Source organism: Limnohabitans sp. Rim47, assembly GCF_001517545.1.
Classification (GTDB): Bacteria; Pseudomonadota; Gammaproteobacteria; order Burkholderiales; family Burkholderiaceae_C; genus Limnohabitans_A.
Genome location: NZ_FBYA01000003.1, coordinates 289,371 through 306,708, shown reverse-complemented (window position 1 = coordinate 306,708; position 17,338 = coordinate 289,371). Strand labels below are relative to the sequence as shown.

Genomic DNA, 17,338 nt, shown 5'->3' with positions numbered 1-17,338 from the left:
AGCGACTCGAACGACCACGGCGGCCGACGAGACAAAAAACAACCATTGATGTCGCACACGACTGCACATGAACTGTCCATGACTCTTTTGAATCCAGAGCAATCTCCCAGCGCCGTGACGGGCCGGTCATTGTATAGCCGCCCTTTTCATTCATGAACGCCAAAAACATCCAATTTCTGCGCATGACCCATTTGCGCGGTCCCAACATCTGGACTTACCGTCCTGTCATGGAGGCGCTGATTGACATTGGCGCGCTGGAAGACTTCCCTTCGAACACCTTGCCTGGCTTCAACCAACGTCTGACAAACTGGCTGCCCGGATTGATTGAACACCGCTGCAGTGTGGGTGAACGTGGCGGCTTCTTGCAACGCCTGGAAGAAGGCACTTGGGCTGGCCACGTCCTGGAACACGTTGCACTGGAACTGCAAACCCAGGCTGGCATGCAAACCGGTTTTGGCAAAGCCCGCGAGGCAGGGCCACGAGGCATCTACAAAGTGGTGATCCGCACACGCCATGAAGACGTCAGCCGAAGTGCACTGGAGACAGCGCGTGAGCTGATCCTGGCCGCCATCGAAGACCGCCCTTTTGATGTCAAGACCGAAGTCAACCGCCTCAAGCAGATGGTCGATAGCCTGTGCATCGGCCCGAGCACGGCCAGCATCGTGAATGCAGCCAGCGACCGGGGTATTCCTGCCATTCGCTTGAACGATGGCAACCTGGTGCAACTGGGCTACGGTGCCCAGCAGCGTCGCATCTGGACCGCCGAAACCGACCGCACCAGCGCGATTGCCGAGGGCATCTCCAAAGACAAAGACCTGACCAAGCAATTGCTCAGCATGTGCGGTGTGCCTGTGCCGCAAGGTCAAATCGTGGGCAGCCCCGCAGAGGCCTGGGAAGCAGCGCAAGACATTGGCTTGCCCGTGTGCTTGAAACCGACCGATGGCAACCATGCCCGTGGCGTGTCACTCGAACTGTCCAAACAAGAAGACATCGAAGCCGCCTACGACATTGCCCTGGCCGAAGGCAGTGAAGTCATCGTTGAAAGTTTTATCCGGGGCGAAGAACACCGCCTGCTCGTGGTCGGCGACCATGTGGCCGCGGCCAACAAAGGCGAAACAGCCAGTGTGGTGGGCGATGGTGTGCACACCGTGTCCGAACTGATCGAGTTGCAGATCAACTCCGATCCCCGCCGGGGCGAAGAAGAAGATTTTCCGCTCGACACCATCCGCCTAGACGAACACACCACCTCGGTGCTGGAACTCAAACGCCAAGGCTTGACAGCTGACAGCGTGCCCGAACAAGGCCGCAGTGTGCTCATCATGCGCACCGGCAACATGGCGCTGGATGTGACCGACGAAGTTCACCCCGATGTGGCCGCGCAAGCCGTGCTGGCCGCACGCGTCGTGGGCCTGGACATCGCGGGCGTTGATCTGGTTGCACAAGACATTTCACAGCCACTGTCTGCACAAGGTGGCGCCATTGTCGAGGTCAATGCCGGCCCCGGCTTGTTGATGCACCTGAAACCCGCCGTCGGCCAGCCTCGCCCCGTCGGTCTGGCCATCGCCAATCACTTGTTCAAACCTGCTGATACCGGCCGCATTCCGGTGATTGGCCTCATGGGCGATGGCGACACGACCCGCCCAGCGCAATTGGTGGCTTGGCTGTTGCACCTGAAAGGCCTGTACACCGGATTGGCCTGCGCGGACGGCTTGTACATGAACCAGCGCCAGCTGCAAAGCCACGGCGGCATGGACTGGGACAATGCCCAGCGACTTTTAATCAACCGATCTGTTGAAGTCGCTGTGTTTGAAAGCGATGTGCGCCATTTGCTGGCCGAGGGCTTGCCCTATGACCGTTGCCAAGTGGGCGTCGTCACACGCATGCCCAAGTCCCAAGGTCTGGACGACTTGTACGCGGGCAACGACGAGAAAATGCCGAGCTACGTGCGCACACAAATCGATGTGATCTTGCCGCAAGGCACGGCCGTGCTGAATGCGGCTGACGAACAAGCGGTCGATCTGGCACGCCATTGCGATGGCAATGTAATTTTTTACGCGGATGACGAAAACAACCCTCGCCTTTTGGCCCATCTCGCCGCAGGGGGCCGCGTGGCTTTCTGGCGTGACGGACAGCTGGTTTTGAGTGAAGGCCCGCGCGAGTCGCTCGTGTTGTCCGCCAAACGACCTGCGGTGTCACGCTTGTTGCAAAACGGCAAACTCAGCACCGACGACATGTTGATTGCCTCCTGCGTGGCTTGGGCGCTGGACATCAGCACGGATCTGATCCGGGCTGGCGTCAAAAGCTTCGGCCAGAACACCTCTCATTAACACCCGACGAGCCCTTCGGCCTTACCGCATCACAGGAATCCTGGTTCATGGAAGTGTCAAGAATTCGCGCGCTGCGCGGTCCCAATTTGTGGAGCCGTCACACGGCCATCGAAGCCATCGTGACCTGCCCGGAGGCCGAACGCAGCCTGTCGGCCAACCACCCGATCGAGCAACGTTTGCGCCGCATCTTTCCCGAGGTAGGCCCCATAGAGGGCAGCCGCTCAGGCCAAGCACCTTCGATGGCTCATGCGCTCGAAAAAGTCACGCTGGCTCTGCAAGCGCAGGCGGGCTGCCCAGTCACTTTCAGCCGCACCACGGCCACCCAAGAGGCCGGCGTTTACCAAGTGGTGGTCCAATATTCTGAAGAAGCTGTGGGCCGCCTGGCGCTGGAATTGGCCGAAAAGCTTTGCCAGTCCGCCATGCAAAGTCACGGGTTTGACCTTGAAAGCGCTTTGGCCCAGCTCCACGAATTGGACGAAGATGTGCGTTTGGGGCCATCCACCGGCTCGATCGTCGATGCCGCAGTGGCGCGGGGTGTTCCCTTCCGCCGCCTGACCGATGGCAGCTTGGTTCAATTTGGCTGGGGTTCGCAGCAACGCCGCATTCAAGCGGCCGAGATTGACTCGACCAGCGCGATTGCCGAATCGATTGCGCAAGACAAAGACCTGACCAAAAAACTCCTGCACGCAGCCGGTGTGCCTGTGCCCTTGGGCCGCCCGGCCCAAACGCCTGACGAAGCCTGGGCCATCGCCATGGAAGTGGGCTTGCCCGTGGTGGTCAAGCCGCAAGACGGCAACCAGGGCAAAGGCGTCACGGTCAACATCACTGAGCGCAGCGCCTTTGACAACGCTTATGCCACCGCCGAGCGCTATGGCACCGTGATGGTCGAGAAATTTTTGCCCGGCCATGATTACCGCCTGCTGGTGGTGGGCAACAAGCTCATCGCTGCCGCACGCCGCGAACCGCCTTTGGTGGTCGGTGACGGCAAGCACACCGTGCGCCAATTGGTCGATTTGGTTAACGCCGATCCGCGTCGCGGCACCGGTCACTCGACCTCGCTCACCAAAATCCGGTTTGACGACATCGCGATTGGCCGTTTGCACGCCCAAGATCTGGAGCCCGAGTCGGTGCCCGAAAAAGGCCGCAGGGTCATTTTGCGCAACAACGCCAACCTGTCGACCGGTGGCAGCGCCACCGACGTGACCGACGATGTGCACCCCGAAGTGGCCGCCCGCGTGGTCGAAGCGGCCCAGATGGTGGGCCTGGACATTTGCGGGGTGGACGTGGTGTGCGAATCTGTTTTGCGCCCACTCGAAGAACAAAACGGCGGCATTGTCGAAGTCAATGCCGCGCCAGGCTTGCGCATGCACATCAGCCCGTCTTACGGCAAGGGCCGAGACGTGGGCAACGCCGTGATCGACCAGATGTTCCCGGGCGGTGCAACAGGCCGCATTCCGGTGATCGCGGTCACGGGCACCAATGGCAAGACCACCACAGTGCGCTTGACGGCGCACTTGCTCAAGGCGCAAGGCCTGCGCGTGGGCATGACCAACACCGATGGCGTTTACGTCAATGGCCGGCAAACCGACTCGGGCGATTGCAGCGGTCCACGCAGCGCCCGCAACGTGCTGATGCACCCCGATGTGGACGCTGCTGTGTTCGAGACCGCGCGCGGTGGCCTGTTGCGCGAAGGTCTGGCCTTTGACCGCTGCAATGTGGCCATCGTGACCAACATGGGCGGTGGCGATCACCTGGGTCTGAACTACATCACCACGCTCGAAGACCTGTCTGTTTTGAAGCGTGTGATTGTGCTCAACGTCGAGCAAAACGGCATGGCCGTGCTCAACGCAGCCGACCCGGCTGTGGCCTCGATGGCCCCGCACTGCCCTGGTGATGTGACCTTTTTCGCGCTGGATGCCAACCAGCCCGTGCTGGCCACGCACCGCGCTCAAGGCAAGCGTGTGGTATTCACCGAAGACGGCCACATCGTGGCCCAAAAGGGCAAGCAGGTTTTCCGTATTCCGCTGTCCCAAGTGCCGCTTACCCGACAAGGCCAGATCGGGTTCCAGACCGAAAACGTCATGGCCTCCATTGGCGCTGCCTGGGCTGTGGGTGTGCCGTGGGATGCTATTGCCCAAGGCGTGGCCACTTTCATCAGCGACATTCAGGGCGTGCCTGGCCGATTCAACGTGTTTGACTACCGTGGTGCCACTCTGATCGCCGACTACGGCCACAACCCGGATGCCATTCAGGCGCTGGTCCAAGCGGTAGACAACATGCCTGCCCAAAAGCGCATGGTGGTCATCAGCGGCGCAGGCGACCGACGCGACCAAGACATCCGCGACCAAACGAAAATTTTGGGCCAAGCTTTTGACGAAGTCTTGCTGTACCAAGACGCCTGCCAGCGCGGGCGTGAAGACGGTGAAGTCATTGCCTTGCTGCGCGAAGGTTTGCAAGGTGCTGCGCGGACCACTTATGTGCAAGACATTCAGGGCGAGTTCAACGCGATTGACACGGCCTTGAGCCGCCTGTCTGCCGGTGACCTGTGCCTGATTTTGATCGACCAAGTGGAAGAGGCTTTGGCCTACATTGGTCAAAAGGTCGCATCCGCCAACTGACGAATGAGGCCCGTCGCTGACTGCGTTGCCAACACGGCGCTTTCAGCGAAGCCCCTGCTCAGGTCAGCGCAAGCGCTAGCCCGCCGCTCAAACCAAACGCCACCTGCCACTGAAGCAAATGGCCCCAAGTAGCGGTTCGGTGCTCCACCGCACGGTAAAGCATGGTGCCAGCAAACAGCGACAAGACGAACGAAAGACACATGCCCGCCAAATTGGCCCATGGGTCTTGCCAATCGGCATGGAACCATGCAGCGCTCACAAGCAAGCTCACCGCAAAGTGCACTAAAAAGACCGAATAAGAGGTCTGTGCCAGGCTTGAAATGCCCCGTTGCCAGCGTGTGCGCCTCGATGCCGCAACAACTGACGAACCGGTCGATGGCCAGGCCGCCAGCAGCAAGGCCATGCCCCAAGCCAGGCCCAAACGCATCCGAGGTTCCAGCCACAAAGCGAACAGTCCCAAAACAAAGATGATGGCCCACCCCTTGGCTGTGATGCGACTGAGTCGAACCCGGTAAGCCAGCATGCCCAAGCCATAAGAGCCAAAGAAATACAGGCCCTGAACATCCAGATTCTCTTGACGATTCCACCAGTTCAACGACAGCGCTGACAGGACCAGCCACAACAACACCGTCACCCCTCGCAGATTAAACCGGGGCTGCCGAAGTTGAATCAGACCGGCCAACCAGACACACCCCAAAGCAATGGTGAACAACTGCAAATCAATGGCCACATACCAGATGCCGGCCGACAAGGCAGGCACCCCAATCAGGTCTTGCAGCATCAAGGCATGCACCACCAGCGTCCACACGCGAGGGGCATCGGACAAAGAGTCATGCGGATACCAAGGCCGAACCAGTGCCGTCACGCACACGGTCAAGGTGAGCGCCGCCATCAAAGGAATGGCCAAGCGCAAATACCTTTTTGCCAACAAGCGCGGCACCGAAAAGCCGGTAGGCAGGCCTTGTGCGTTCTCCGGCACAAATCGCAAAAGCTGAGCGGCACTGAGGAAACCCGCCACCACCAAAAAAGCTTGAACGGCCAGTTGTCCGTGGTTGTACAGCGCAGCAAGCGGATCAGGCGCCAGCCACATGGCCCGATCGAACATCGGGCTGTACACCGCAAGGTGATGCCAGACGATGAGCACACAGCCGATGGCTTTGATCACATCCAGTAAAAACCAACGGCCTCCATCGCTGGAGGCCGTTGCAGGGGGGAAATCGCGAATCGAATCCAAACAAACTTTCAACAGAGTCCATCAAAGCGCCAGTCGGGCGCGGGCGGCTGCATATTCTCGCTTGAACTTGTCCACCAGTTCGGCCGTGCTCACCACCGCCTGAATGGCACCAATACCTTGGCCGCAACCCCAGATGTCTTTCCAGGCTTTTTTGGCATCGCCGCCAAAGTTCATCTTGGTCGGATCGGACTCAGGCAGGTTCTCTGGGTCCAGGCCTGCAGCGCGGATCGATGGGGCCAGGTAATTGCCGTGCACACCTGTAAAAAGGTTGCTGTACACGATGTCGTCCGAGTTGCTGTCGACGATGGCTTGCTTGTAGTCATCAGCGGCACGCGCCTCGTGGGTCGCGATAAAGGCCGAGCCAATGTAGGCAAAGTCTGCCCCGCAGGCCTGCGCCGCCAAAATGGCATCTCCCGAGGCGATCGAGCCCGACAAGGCCACTGGGCCATCGAACCACTGTCGAATTTCTTGGACCAAGGCGAACGGGCTTTTGACGCCCGCATGACCTCCCGCACCAGCGGCCACAGCAATCAGGCCGTCAGCGCCCTTTTCGATCGCCTTGTGTGCATGCTTGTTGTTGATGATGTCGTGCAGCACCACACCACCGTAGCTGTGAGCGGCTTGGTTGATCTCTTCACGCGCACCCAGCGAGGTGATGATGATCGGCACCTTGTATTTCACGCACATGGCCATGTCGTGCTCAAGGCGGTCATTGCTCTTGTGCACGATTTGGTTGATCGCAAACGGTGCAGCGGGCTTGTCCGGGTTGGCTGCGTTGTAGGCGGCCAGGGCTTCGGTGATTTCGATCAGCCAATCTTCCAATTGCGCGGCAGGCCGGGCGTTCAGAGCGGGCATTGAGCCCACAACGCCGGCTTTGCACTGCTCAATGACCAGCTTGGGGTTGCTGATGATGAACAAGGGAGATGCGATGACAGGAAATGGCAGCTTCGCCAGAACGGGTGGCAACTTGGACATGGGGTCTCCTCAAATAGTGGACGAATTGTCTAAGACCGAAACAGGGATGGCTTTCGGCGCGGGGACACGCCAGCCCCTATGAAAAAACCAGAAACCAAAAACCAACAAGCTCCGCCCGAAGGTTGGGCCTGATGGTCTTCAGCCGCGGTCAGGAAAAGTCAGAAAGCTTCAAGCGCCATCGCTGTCACGCTGCCAGCACCTTCCACGATGCTGTCGCGCAGGCCGGGGGCCTTAGACAGAATGTGGTCCGCGTAAAAACGGGCGGTGGTGACCTTGGCCAGCATGAAGGCGGCGTCTTGCGCTTGCGCTTGCGGGCTGAGTGCCACCAGCAAAGCGCGGCCCATTTGCCAGCCCGCCATCAGGTTGCCTGCCAACATGAGGTACGGCACGCTGCCTGCAAACACGTCGTTGGGGTGGGCCTTGGTGTTGCCCGCCACAAAATCAACCACATCTACAAACGCTTCACGCGCGGCCTTGAGGCGACGGGCCACGGCTTGCGCATCGGCGTTGCCGGAGGCGGTGAGTTCGCTTTCGGTCTGAGCCACTTGCGCGGCCAGTGCCTTGGCGGTTTGGCCACCATCGCGCGCAGTCTTGCGGCCCACCAAGTCGTTGGCCTGGATCGCGGTCGTGCCTTCGTAGATGGTCAAAATCTTGGCATCGCGGTAATACTGCGCCGCACCGGTTTCTTCGATGAAGCCCATGCCGCCGTGCACCTGCACGCCGAGGCTGGTGACTTCCAGACTCATTTCGGTGCTGTAGCCCTTGACCAGCGGCACCATGAATTCGTAAAAAGCCAGATTTTGCTTGCGCACCTCGGCATCGGGGTGATGGTGCGAGGCGTCGTAAGCGGCGGCAGCGGTAGAAGCCATGGCGCGGCATCCCTCGGTGTAGGCGCGCATGGTCATCAGCATGCGACGCACATCGGGGTGGTGAATGATGGGACCCGCTGCAGGCAAGCTGCCATCCACCGGTCGGCCTTGCACGCGGTCGCGGGCGTATTGCACGGCACGCTGGTAAGAGCGCTCAGCAATCGCAATGCCCTGCACGCCGACCGCATAACGGGCTGCGTTCATCATGATGAACATGTATTCAAGGCCCCGGTTTTCTTGACCGACCAAATAACCCACGCCCCCACCGTTGTCGCCAAACTGCAGCACGGCAGTCGGGCTGGCCTTGATGCCCATTTTGTGTTCGATGCTCACGCAATGCACGTCGTTGCGATCGCCCAAAGAACCATCGGCGTTGACCCTGAATTTAGGCACCACGAACAGGCTGATGCCTTTGACGCCCTCAGGCGCACCCGCCACGCGGGCCAGCACCAGGTGCACGATGTTCTCGGCCATGTCGTGCTCACCGTAGGTGATGTAGATCTTGGTACCGAAAATTTTAAAAGAGCCATCGGGCTGTGGCTCGGCGCGGGTGCGCACAGCGGCCAAGTCCGATCCAGCCTGCGGCTCGGTCAGGTTCATGGTGCCTGTCCACTGGCCGGAAATCAGTTTTTCGAGGTAGATGGCTTTGAGCTCATCAGAGCCAGCGGTGATCAACGCTTCGATCGCACCGTCGGTGAGCAAGGGGCACAGCGCAAACGCCATGTTGGCCGAATTGAGCATTTCGCCGCAAGCCGCGCCAATGGTTTTGGGCAGGCCTTGACCACCAAACTCAGTCGGGTGCTGCAAGCCTTGCCAGCCGCCTTGGGCGTATTGCTGATAGGCCTCTTTGAAACCGGGCGTGGTGGTCACGCCACTGCCATTGTGAAAAGACGGGTTCTTGTCACCTTCCCAGTTCAGCGGCGAGATCACATCTTGGTTGAGCTTGGCGCACTCCTCGAGAACGGCTTGCGCGGTTTCCAGACCTGCATCTTCAAAACCCGGAATTTGCGCGATCTGGTCGATGCGAGCCAGATGTTCGATATTGAAAAGCATGTCCTTCAAGGGGGCGATGTAGCTCATTTTTGTCTCCTGCAACAGATTGAAAACGGAAATCCAAAAAACCGGTAGCTGTGCTCAAGGGCTACAAAAAAGGCATCGCGTGCGATGCCTTTTTTGTGCGCCAATGGCTCAAAGTGCCTGTGTCAACTCGGGCACTGCCGCAAACAAATCGGCTTCGAGGCCAAAGTCGGCCACGCTGAAAATCGGGGCCTCAGGGTCCTTGTTGATCGCCACGATCACCTTCGAATCCTTCATGCCTGCCAAGTGCTGGATCGCACCCGAAATGCCGCACGCGACGTACAACTGCGGCGCGACGATCTTGCCCGTCTGGCCCACCTGCAAGTCGTTGGCGGCGTAACCGGCATCGACGGCCGCACGGCTGGCACCAATGGCCGCACCCAGCTTGTCGGCCAGCGGCGTCATCACTTCGTTGAACTTTTCAGCACTGCCCAAAGCACGACCACCCGAGACAATGATCTTGGCTGCCGTCAACTCGGGGCGGTCGTTCTTGGCGATCTCGCTGCCCTTGAAGCTGCTCTTGCCGCTGTCAGCTTGCGCTGCAGCGATTTCTACCTCTGCGCTGCCACCCGTTACGGCTGCGGCGTCAAAGCCGGTCGTGCGCACAGTGATCACTTTGGTCGCGTCGGTGCTTTGTACGGTGGCCATGGCGTTGCCGGCGTAGATCGGACGCTCGAAGGTGTCGGCCGAGATGACTTGCGTCACGTCGCTGATTTGCCCCACATTCAGCTTGGCCGCCACGCGGGGGGCTACGTTTTTGCCGCCCGCAGTGGCAGGAAACAAGATGTGGCTGTAATCGCCAGCAATAGCGAGCACCTGAGCCGCCACGTTTTCGGCCAGTCCGTGGGCCAGCGATTCGCTGTCAGCGTGGATGACTTTGGCGACGCCAGCAATTTTGGAGGCCGCTTGTGCAGCCGCAGCGGCGTTGTGCCCTGCCACCAGCACATGCACATCACCGCCGCAAGCAATCGCTGCGGTAATGGTATTCAAGGTGGCGCCTTTGATGGAGGCGCTGTCGTGTTCTGCGATAACGAGAGAAGTCATGTTCTTTTGTCCTTAGATCACTTTGGCCACGTTTTTCAATTTATCCACCAGCGTAGCCACATCGGGCACCTTGATGCCAGCGCTGCGCTTGGCAGGCTCGGCCACTTTGAGGGTCTTGATGCGGGGGGTCACGTCGACCCCCAGGTCTTCGGGCTTGAAGGTGTCGAGCTGTTTTTTCTTGGCCTTCATGATGTTGGGCAAGGTCACATAGCGCGGCTCGTTCAGGCGCAAATCAGTGGTCACCACGGCAGGCAAGCTGATGGACAGCACTTCGAGGCCACCGTCGATCTCACGCGTCACTTGGGCTTTGCCGTCCACGATTTCCACTTTGGACGCAAACGTGGCTTGCGGCAAGTCGGCCAAAGCAGCCAGCATCTGGCCGGTCTGATTGCAGTCGTCGTCAATCGCTTGCTTGCCCAAAATAATCAGGCCCGGTTGCTCTTTGTCGAACAAGGCCTTGAGCAGTTTGGCCACGGCCAAGGGTTGCAAGTCCAGATCGGCAGGGGTTTCAACCAAGATGCCGCGGTCTGCACCGATGGCCATGGCGGTGCGCAGCGTTTCTTGGCACTGGGTCACGCCACAAGAAACGGCGATCACTTCGGTGGCAAACCCTTTTTCTTTCAGGCGGACAGCTTCTTCGATGGCGATTTCGTCAAAGGGATTCATGCTCATCTTGACGTTGGCAATGTCTACACCCGAACCATCGGACTTGACGCGCACCTTGACGTTGTAGTCCACGACCCGCTTCACGGGAACCAGAATTTTCATGAAAGCATCTCCATTGATAGTCAGAACCAGCGATGTTTTGAAACACGCCCTTGAGGGAAACCAATTGACGTTAACGTAAACGTCAATTGTGCATCAAAACACTTTTAAAACAGTGAATTATCGACAAAAAAGCACGATCGTTCGTATTTTTTACAACGCATTTTGGTATTTTTTAGCATCCTAACCCCGGGAATTCACAGACCAGTCGGTTGGCGAATCAGGGTTAGCATGGGGTGCGTTCTGGCCGAATCTGGATTAGATTATGTTTTGTAACCAATTTGACGGAGCATCCTGATGAAAAAAACCCTGATTTCCATGGCGGTAGTCACACTGACATGCTTGACTGGTGTAGCGCAAGCGCAGACGGTGTTGACCGTCTCCAGCTGGCTCCCGCCCACGCACACGGCCAGCATGGCGCAAAAAGAATGGTGCGACTTGCTGACCGACAACACCAAAGGCCGCATCAAGTGCAACATCTTGCCCCGCGGCGTGTCCCCCGCACCCGGCACCTATGACGCCATCAAAAACGGCTTGGCCGATCTGTCTTACACCGTGCATGGCTACACCCCCGGCCGTTTTGTCATGACACAAATGACCGAATTGCCTTTCTTGGGCAACAGCGCAGAAACCATCTCGGTGGCACTGAGCCGCGTGACTGGCAAACACCCTGAATTTGCTGCCGAGCACCAAGGCGTCAAGGTCATCACCTTGTTCTCGCATGGCCCCGGCATTGTGTTCAACACCAAGCGCGCCATTGCCAAGACAGACGACCTGAGTGGTTTGAAGTTCCGCGTCGGCGGCGGCATGGTCAATGAAATGTCCAAAGCCCTTGGCATGAACGTGACCCTAAAGCCAGCGCCTGATTCTTATGAGCTGCTGTCCAGCGGCGTGATGGATGGCACTTTGTTCCCGGCCGAATCGACCGAGTCGTTCAAAATCGACAAGATCATCAAGCACGCCACCACATTCCCAGGCGGCCTGTACAACACGAGCTTTGTGTTCATGATGAACCAAGCCAAATACGAAAAATTGTCTGCAGAAGACAAAAAAGCCGTGGATGAAATTTCGGGCGAAACCGCTGCCCGCATCTTTGGCCGTGGCTGGGACAAAGTGGACCGCCGCGCATTTGGCCTGATGCAAGCCAACGGCGTTCAAGTCACCAAAGCCGATGCCAAATTTGTGGCCGACATCAAAGCCAAAACAGCCCCCCTAGAGCAAGGCTGGGTCAAGGCCGCTGAAGACAAAGGCCTGAAAAATGCGGCCAAAGTGTTGGGCGAGTTCCGCGCAGAAATCGCCAAACTCGAGAAGTAAGCCTCAGCAAAACCACAGCGGGTAGGCTGAGCACATCTCAGCTCACAGCGGTATCCGCCCTGACCGGCAGATACCGCTTTTTCTTATCAAGGAATGATTTTGAAAAAACTCTTGGAAACAGCCTGCGGCATCCTGGCCGGCTTGGCGCTTTTTGCCATCATGGTGTTGACCTTTTTGGATGTTAGCGGCCGAAAACTGCTGGACCACTCGATCACAGGGTCTTTGGAACTCACCGAATTGTTGATGGTGGTGGTTATTTTTGGCGCACTGCCTTTGGTGTCCGAACGGGGTGAACACGTCGTGTTTGACTCGCTCGATGCCATCTTGCCCGATGCCTTGAAAAGAATTCAGCGGGCACTGGTGCATTTGCTGTGCGCAGCGGCCTTGATCGGCTTGGCTTGGCTCATGTGGCAAACCGGCAATGATTTTGTGACCAGCGGCGAGACCACGGCACAACTGAAAATCCTGAAAGCCCCTTTCATTCATGGCATGGGCTTGCTGTGTGGTTTCACCGGCCTGATCCATCTGAGCATGATGTTCAAGCCTTTGGACCACGAAGAAGCCGAAGGAGGCGCACTGTGATCGAAGCACTGATTGGATTTGCGGCCATCTTTGGCCTGGCGCTGTTGCGCATGCCCTTGGCTTTCTCGATGGGACTGGTCGGCTTGGTCGGCATTGGCCTGACACGCGGCTGGATGCCCGCCATGGCCAGTACCGCGCAAGTGGTCTATGACACCGGTTTTGCCTACACCTTGTCGGTCATTCCCTTGTTCATCTTGATGGGTAATTTCGTGGCCCGCGCAGGCTTGGCACACGAGCTTTTTCATGCGGCGTACACCTTCATTGGCCACCGTCGTGGTGGCTTGGCGCATGCCACGATTGCGGCTTGTGCAGGCTTTGGTGCCATCTGCGGTTCGTCCATCGCGACGGCCGCCACCATGAGCAAGGTCGCCTACCCGTCCATGAAAAAGCTCGGCTACAGCGATGCCTTGTCCACGGGCGTGATCGCTGCGGGTGGCACCCTGGGCATCATGATTCCGCCCTCCACCATCATGGTCATTTACGGCATCATCACCGAGACACACATCGGCAAACTGTTTGCCGCAGGCGTGATTCCCGGAATCTTGACGGCCATCTTGATGATGGTGGCCGTGGTCATCATGACCGCGCGTGATCCTGAGCACGCGCCTGCTGGTGAAAAATTCACATGGGCTCAGCGCTGGGCGGCACTGCGTGGCATCTGGGGCGTTTTGTTGTTGGTGGTCATTGTGCTGGGCGGCATTTACGGTGGTTTCTTCACCGCCACCGAAGGCGCTGGCATGGGAGCGATGGGGGCATTTTTGTTTGCGCTGGCACGCCGTGCTCTGGGCTGGAAAGCCTTGTTCGATGTTTTGGTCGAGTCGGCTCGCACCACGGCCATGCTGTTCACTTTGTTGATTGCAGCGACCATCTTCGCCAACTTCGTCAACTTCACCAGCATGCCCTTTGAGCTCAAAGAATGGATCACCGGCTTGGGCCTGTCCCCCATCATGGTCGTGGCCGCCATGATGTTGGTTTACATCTTGCTGGGCACCGTGATGGAAGAGCTCACGATGGTGTTGCTGACCATTCCCTTGTTCTTTCCCATCGTGATCCAGCTGGGTTTCGACCCGGTTTGGTTTGGTGTGCTGATCGTGATGGTCATTCAAATCGGCTTGATCTCGCCCCCCGTGGGCATGAACCTGTTTGTCCTCAACACCTTGCTGCCCAAAGTGGGGCTGGGCACCATCTTCCGTGGCGTATGGCCGCTGGTGTTGGTGCTCATCGTCACGCTGGGGCTGTTGCTGGCCTTTCCAGGCTTGAGTCTGTGGCTGCCGTCCCTGATGGACTGAGCACTGCACGCTTGCACGAAAAAGGCACACCCAGTGGTGTGCCTTTTTTCATGCGAGCCATTCATGCACCCAAGCCGTGCGCCTCATGACACTGGCTATGCACCGGCTGTGCACCGGCTGCGAACTTGGTCAGGCCTTGGTAGGCATGTGCACCACACGCTGCGGAAACGGGATCTCGATGCCGTGTTGACGCAAGGTGCTCAAAATGGCCCGGTTGATGTCTGACTTGAGGTTGAGCTGGCCACTGGCGGGGTCTTCAAACCAATAGCTCACGGTGAACTCCAAGCCATCAGCGCCAAAGGCCGACAAGGCCACCAAAGGGGCCGGGTCGGTCAGCACGCGCGGCTGCGCTTGGCAAGCTTGTTGCAAAAGCAACATCACCTGGTCAACCGGTGCGTCGTAGGCCACCGAGACCACCGTGCTTTGGGCCACCTTGGCATCGGCCAGCGACAAATTTTCGACGCGTTGCGTGATCAATATTTCATTGGGCACGATGGACTCTCGGCCTGTGGGTGATCGGATCAAGGTGTAACGGGCCTTGATGTCGGTGATGCGGCCCTCAAAGTTGTCCACCTTCACCAAGTCTCCGATGCGCATGCTGCGCTCGGCCAGGATGACGAAGCCACTGACATAGTTGGCCGCCAGTTTTTGCAAACCAAAGCCAATGCCAACGCCCACCGCACCGCCCAGCACCGACAAAGCCGTCAAGTCGATACCCACCGAGGACAGGGCCAACAGCAAGCCCACAAACATGAGCAAGGCCCGCACCGTGTTGCTGATGACCTTGCGCAACGACAAGTCACTGCCCGTGGCCGATTTGAGCAAACGTGACTCCAGCGCTGCAGAAATCCAGAGCGTGAAGATCAACACCGCACCCGCCGTGAGCGCCCCCTCGATCAGCGTGCGCACCGACAGCATGGAGCCGCCGACCTTCCAGCGAATCTGGTCCAGCTCATCCAGGACCAGCGGCAAGATGCCCGTGACCCACAGCACCACAGCCAACCAGGCGATCCACGAGATCGTGCGTTCTAAAACCCGCACAAAAGGGGCTTCGCCAAAAGCCACTTGCAAAACTTTGACGCCAAAACGGATCAAGGCCAGCGAGATGCACACCGGCAACAAAATGCCAAACAAGGCCACTGGGTGGTCAACCGTCAACAGCGTACGGGCAGCGAAAGTCAAGCCCAGCAACACTGTTGGAAACAAGACCCCATCAATCAGGCGCTTGCCCAGCAAGACCGACAAATCTTGCGCGGCAAAAACACGGCGCACACCCCAGACGAGAAGCCAAGCCAGCGCCACACAAACCGCGAACGCTCCCAGCACCTGAAGCGACTCGGCGCGGGCCAAGGTGTCGAGCCAGGCCAGCGGGTCGGCAATGTGCAGGGATTTCAAATTCGCCATGTCGGTTTCCTTTTATCGATGAAGGCCTGAACGCCCTCTTGGGCCACATCGTCCATCATGTTGCAGGCCATGGTTTGACCGGCCAGTTGGTAAGCGGCTTCAATGCCCATTTCGCGCTGCTTGTAAAACAAGGCCTTGCCCATGCGCACCGCTTCGCGTGGCTTGCCCAAGATAGCACTCACCAAAGCATCGACCTGTGCATCCAGCTCAGCGGCCGCACACACCCGGTTGAGCAGCCCCCGACTGCGGGCCTCATCGGCCGAAATAAAGCCACCGGTCAGCAACATTTCCATGGCCTGTTTGGCGTGCATGTTGCGCACCAATGGCACGCTGGGCGTCGCGCAAAACAAACCCACATCAATGCCATTGACGCCAAAGGTGGCGCTGTCCACCGACACGGCCAAATCACATTGCGCCACCAACTGGCAACCAGCGGCCGTGGCCAAACCCTGCACACGGGCAATCACAGGCACCGGCAAATTCTGAATCGACAGCATCATGCGGCTGCATTGGGCAAACAGCTTTTGGTAGTAAGTCTGCTCGGGCTGCGCCCGCATTTCTTTGAGGTTGTGCCCGGCGCAAAAAGCTTTGCCTGTCGCAGCCAACACCACCACACGCGCCTGTTCGTCTTGTGCAATGGCGTTCAGGGCTGTTTGCAAGGCCTCGAGCATGGCCTCGCTCAGGGTGTTGAAGCTGGCGGGGCTGTTCAAGGTCAGGCGGTGCACGCCACGCGCATCGCGTTGGTACAACAACAGGTCTGCAGCGATGGGTAAAGTTGAATCAGTCATGCGCCAACCCCGTCGACCTTTTCAAACATCGGCCAGCACACGCAAGTGCGCTTCTACACTGCGCCCCAAGGCACTCAGGTTGTAGCCACCCTCTAGGCAACTGACGATGCGGCCTTTGGCGTGGCGCAGCGCCACATCCTTGATGCGCTGGGTGATCCAGGCGTAATCCTGCTCAACCAAACCCATCTGCCCCATATCGTCTTCACGGTGCGCATCAAAGCCTGCGCTGATGAAAATCAGCTCGGGCTTGTGCGCATCCAGCCTCGGTATCCACATCATGTCAATCAACTCGCGGATGTCCATGCCCTTGGTGTAGGCAGGCACAGGCAAGTTGACCAGGTTGGACGCGTTCGACTGCGAACCACCTTCCGGGTAAAACGGATGCTGGAAAAAACTCACCATCAAAATGCGCTCGTCGCCCGCCACGATGTCTTCAGTGCCATTGCCGTGGTGCACATCAAAGTCAACAATCGCCACCCTTTTCAGGCCATGGCGCTCCACCGCATGCTTGGCCGCAATGGCCACATTGTTGAAAAAGCAAAACCCCATGGCCTTGTCGCGACACGCGTGATGTCCGGGTGGGCGAATGGCACAAAAAGCGTTTTCCAGTTCCCCCGCCAGCACGGCATCGGTGGCCTCGATCGCGGCACCCGCTGACAACAAAGCCGCATCCCACGTATGGGCGTTGATCATCGTGTCTGGGTCCAGCGATGTGTGGCGGGGCCCGCCCGCCGCCATGTCTTCGCGCAAGGCATCGCCCAAACCGCGCAAAGCCGCCACATGCATGCGCCCGTGGGCCAACTCAATATCGGCCAAAGCCGCAGGCGCAGCCTCTCGGCGCTGCAAAGCCATGTCGAGACCGGTGATCAGCAAACGGTCTTCGATGGCACCGAGCCGCTCCGGACACTCCGGGTGCCCCGCGCCCATTTCGTGCTTCCAGCATGTGGGGTGTGTGAAATAACCTGTCGCGCCCATACGGTTTGTCTTCCTGCATGCTCAACATCTTGACAATGTTGTTGAATTTCTTAAATGACTGACATTGATTAACTGTT

At 58.5% G+C, this 17,338-nt stretch carries 13 protein-coding genes; 5 read left to right on the top strand and 8 right to left on the bottom strand.

Features of this window, described 5'->3' with window-relative positions:
- Positions 1–152 precede the first annotated feature (152 nt).
- Together cphA (BN3544_RS09285) and cphA (BN3544_RS09280) are read left to right on the top strand one after the other, a co-directional pair.
- On the top strand, positions 153–2,327 hold the full coding sequence (gene cphA, locus BN3544_RS09285) for a cyanophycin synthetase (RefSeq protein ID WP_019430335.1): 2,175 nt from the start codon (positions 153–155) through the stop codon (positions 2,325–2,327).
- A 47-nt stretch (positions 2,328–2,374) separates the two neighbouring features.
- Positions 2,375–4,945, top strand: a complete 2,571-nt coding sequence (gene cphA, locus BN3544_RS09280) for a cyanophycin synthetase (protein ID WP_019430336.1) — start codon at positions 2,375–2,377, stop codon at positions 4,943–4,945.
- A 58-nt stretch (positions 4,946–5,003) separates the two neighbouring features.
- Here cphA (BN3544_RS09280) and BN3544_RS09275 read toward each other — a convergent pair whose 3' ends face one another.
- From BN3544_RS09275 to BN3544_RS09255, 5 genes are all read right to left on the bottom strand, one after another.
- Positions 5,004–6,179 carry an acyltransferase family protein gene (locus tag BN3544_RS09275; protein WP_019430337.1) on the bottom strand — a complete coding sequence of 392 codons (1,176 nt, stop codon included), beginning with the start codon at positions 6,177–6,179 and terminating at the stop codon, positions 5,004–5,006.
- Positions 6,180–6,200: 21 nt separating this feature from the next.
- The gene (locus BN3544_RS09270) at positions 6,201–7,154 is read right to left on the bottom strand and encodes an NAD(P)H-dependent flavin oxidoreductase (protein ID WP_019430338.1); all 954 of its coding nucleotides are present in this window, start codon (positions 7,152–7,154) and stop codon (positions 6,201–6,203) included.
- A 158-nt stretch (positions 7,155–7,312) separates the two neighbouring features.
- Positions 7,313–9,103 (bottom strand): acyl-CoA dehydrogenase, encoded by a 1,791-nt coding sequence (locus BN3544_RS09265; protein ID WP_019430339.1) that lies wholly within the window; start codon positions 9,101–9,103, stop codon positions 7,313–7,315.
- 108 nt (positions 9,104–9,211) lie between these two features.
- The gene (locus BN3544_RS09260; RefSeq protein WP_019430340.1) at positions 9,212–10,144 is read right to left on the bottom strand and encodes an electron transfer flavoprotein subunit alpha/FixB family protein; all 933 of its coding nucleotides are present in this window, start codon (positions 10,142–10,144) and stop codon (positions 9,212–9,214) included.
- 12 nt (positions 10,145–10,156) lie between these two features.
- A complete protein-coding gene (locus BN3544_RS09255; protein WP_019430341.1) occupies positions 10,157–10,912 on the bottom strand; it encodes an electron transfer flavoprotein subunit beta/FixA family protein in 756 nt (251 codons plus the stop codon).
- Between the two features lie 294 nt (positions 10,913–11,206).
- On the opposite strand from BN3544_RS09255, the gene BN3544_RS09250 reads away from it, so the two are divergent.
- From BN3544_RS09250 to BN3544_RS09240, 3 genes are all read left to right on the top strand, one after another.
- Entirely contained in the window at positions 11,207–12,223 is a 1,017-nt protein-coding gene (locus tag BN3544_RS09250; protein ID WP_019430342.1) for a TRAP transporter substrate-binding protein, read from the top strand.
- A gap of 93 nt (positions 12,224–12,316) precedes the next feature.
- The gene (locus BN3544_RS09245; protein ID WP_019430343.1) at positions 12,317–12,805 is read left to right on the top strand and encodes a TRAP transporter small permease; all 489 of its coding nucleotides are present in this window, start codon (positions 12,317–12,319) and stop codon (positions 12,803–12,805) included.
- Complete coding sequence (locus BN3544_RS09240; protein ID WP_019430344.1) at positions 12,802–14,094, top strand: TRAP transporter large permease; 1,293 nt, start codon at positions 12,802–12,804, stop codon at positions 14,092–14,094. Before BN3544_RS09245 ends, BN3544_RS09240 begins: the two co-directional genes overlap by 4 nt.
- Positions 14,095–14,223: 129 nt before the next feature.
- On the opposite strand, the gene BN3544_RS09235 is transcribed toward BN3544_RS09240, so the two are convergent.
- Genes BN3544_RS09235 through BN3544_RS09225 form a run of 3 tightly spaced genes read right to left on the bottom strand, consistent with a single transcriptional unit; the run spans position 14,224 to position 17,261 of the window.
- Entirely contained in the window at positions 14,224–15,498 is a 1,275-nt protein-coding gene (locus BN3544_RS09235) for a mechanosensitive ion channel family protein (protein WP_019430345.1), read from the bottom strand.
- On the bottom strand, positions 15,486–16,286 hold the full coding sequence (locus tag BN3544_RS09230) for an enoyl-CoA hydratase (protein WP_019430346.1): 801 nt from the start codon (positions 16,284–16,286) through the stop codon (positions 15,486–15,488). The genes BN3544_RS09235 and BN3544_RS09230 overlap by 13 nt, the downstream gene beginning before the upstream one ends.
- Positions 16,287–16,307: 21 nt before the next feature.
- Positions 16,308–17,261 (bottom strand): histone deacetylase family protein, encoded by a 954-nt coding sequence (locus BN3544_RS09225; RefSeq protein WP_026036721.1) that lies wholly within the window; start codon positions 17,259–17,261, stop codon positions 16,308–16,310.
- Positions 17,262–17,338: the final 77 nt, after the last annotated feature.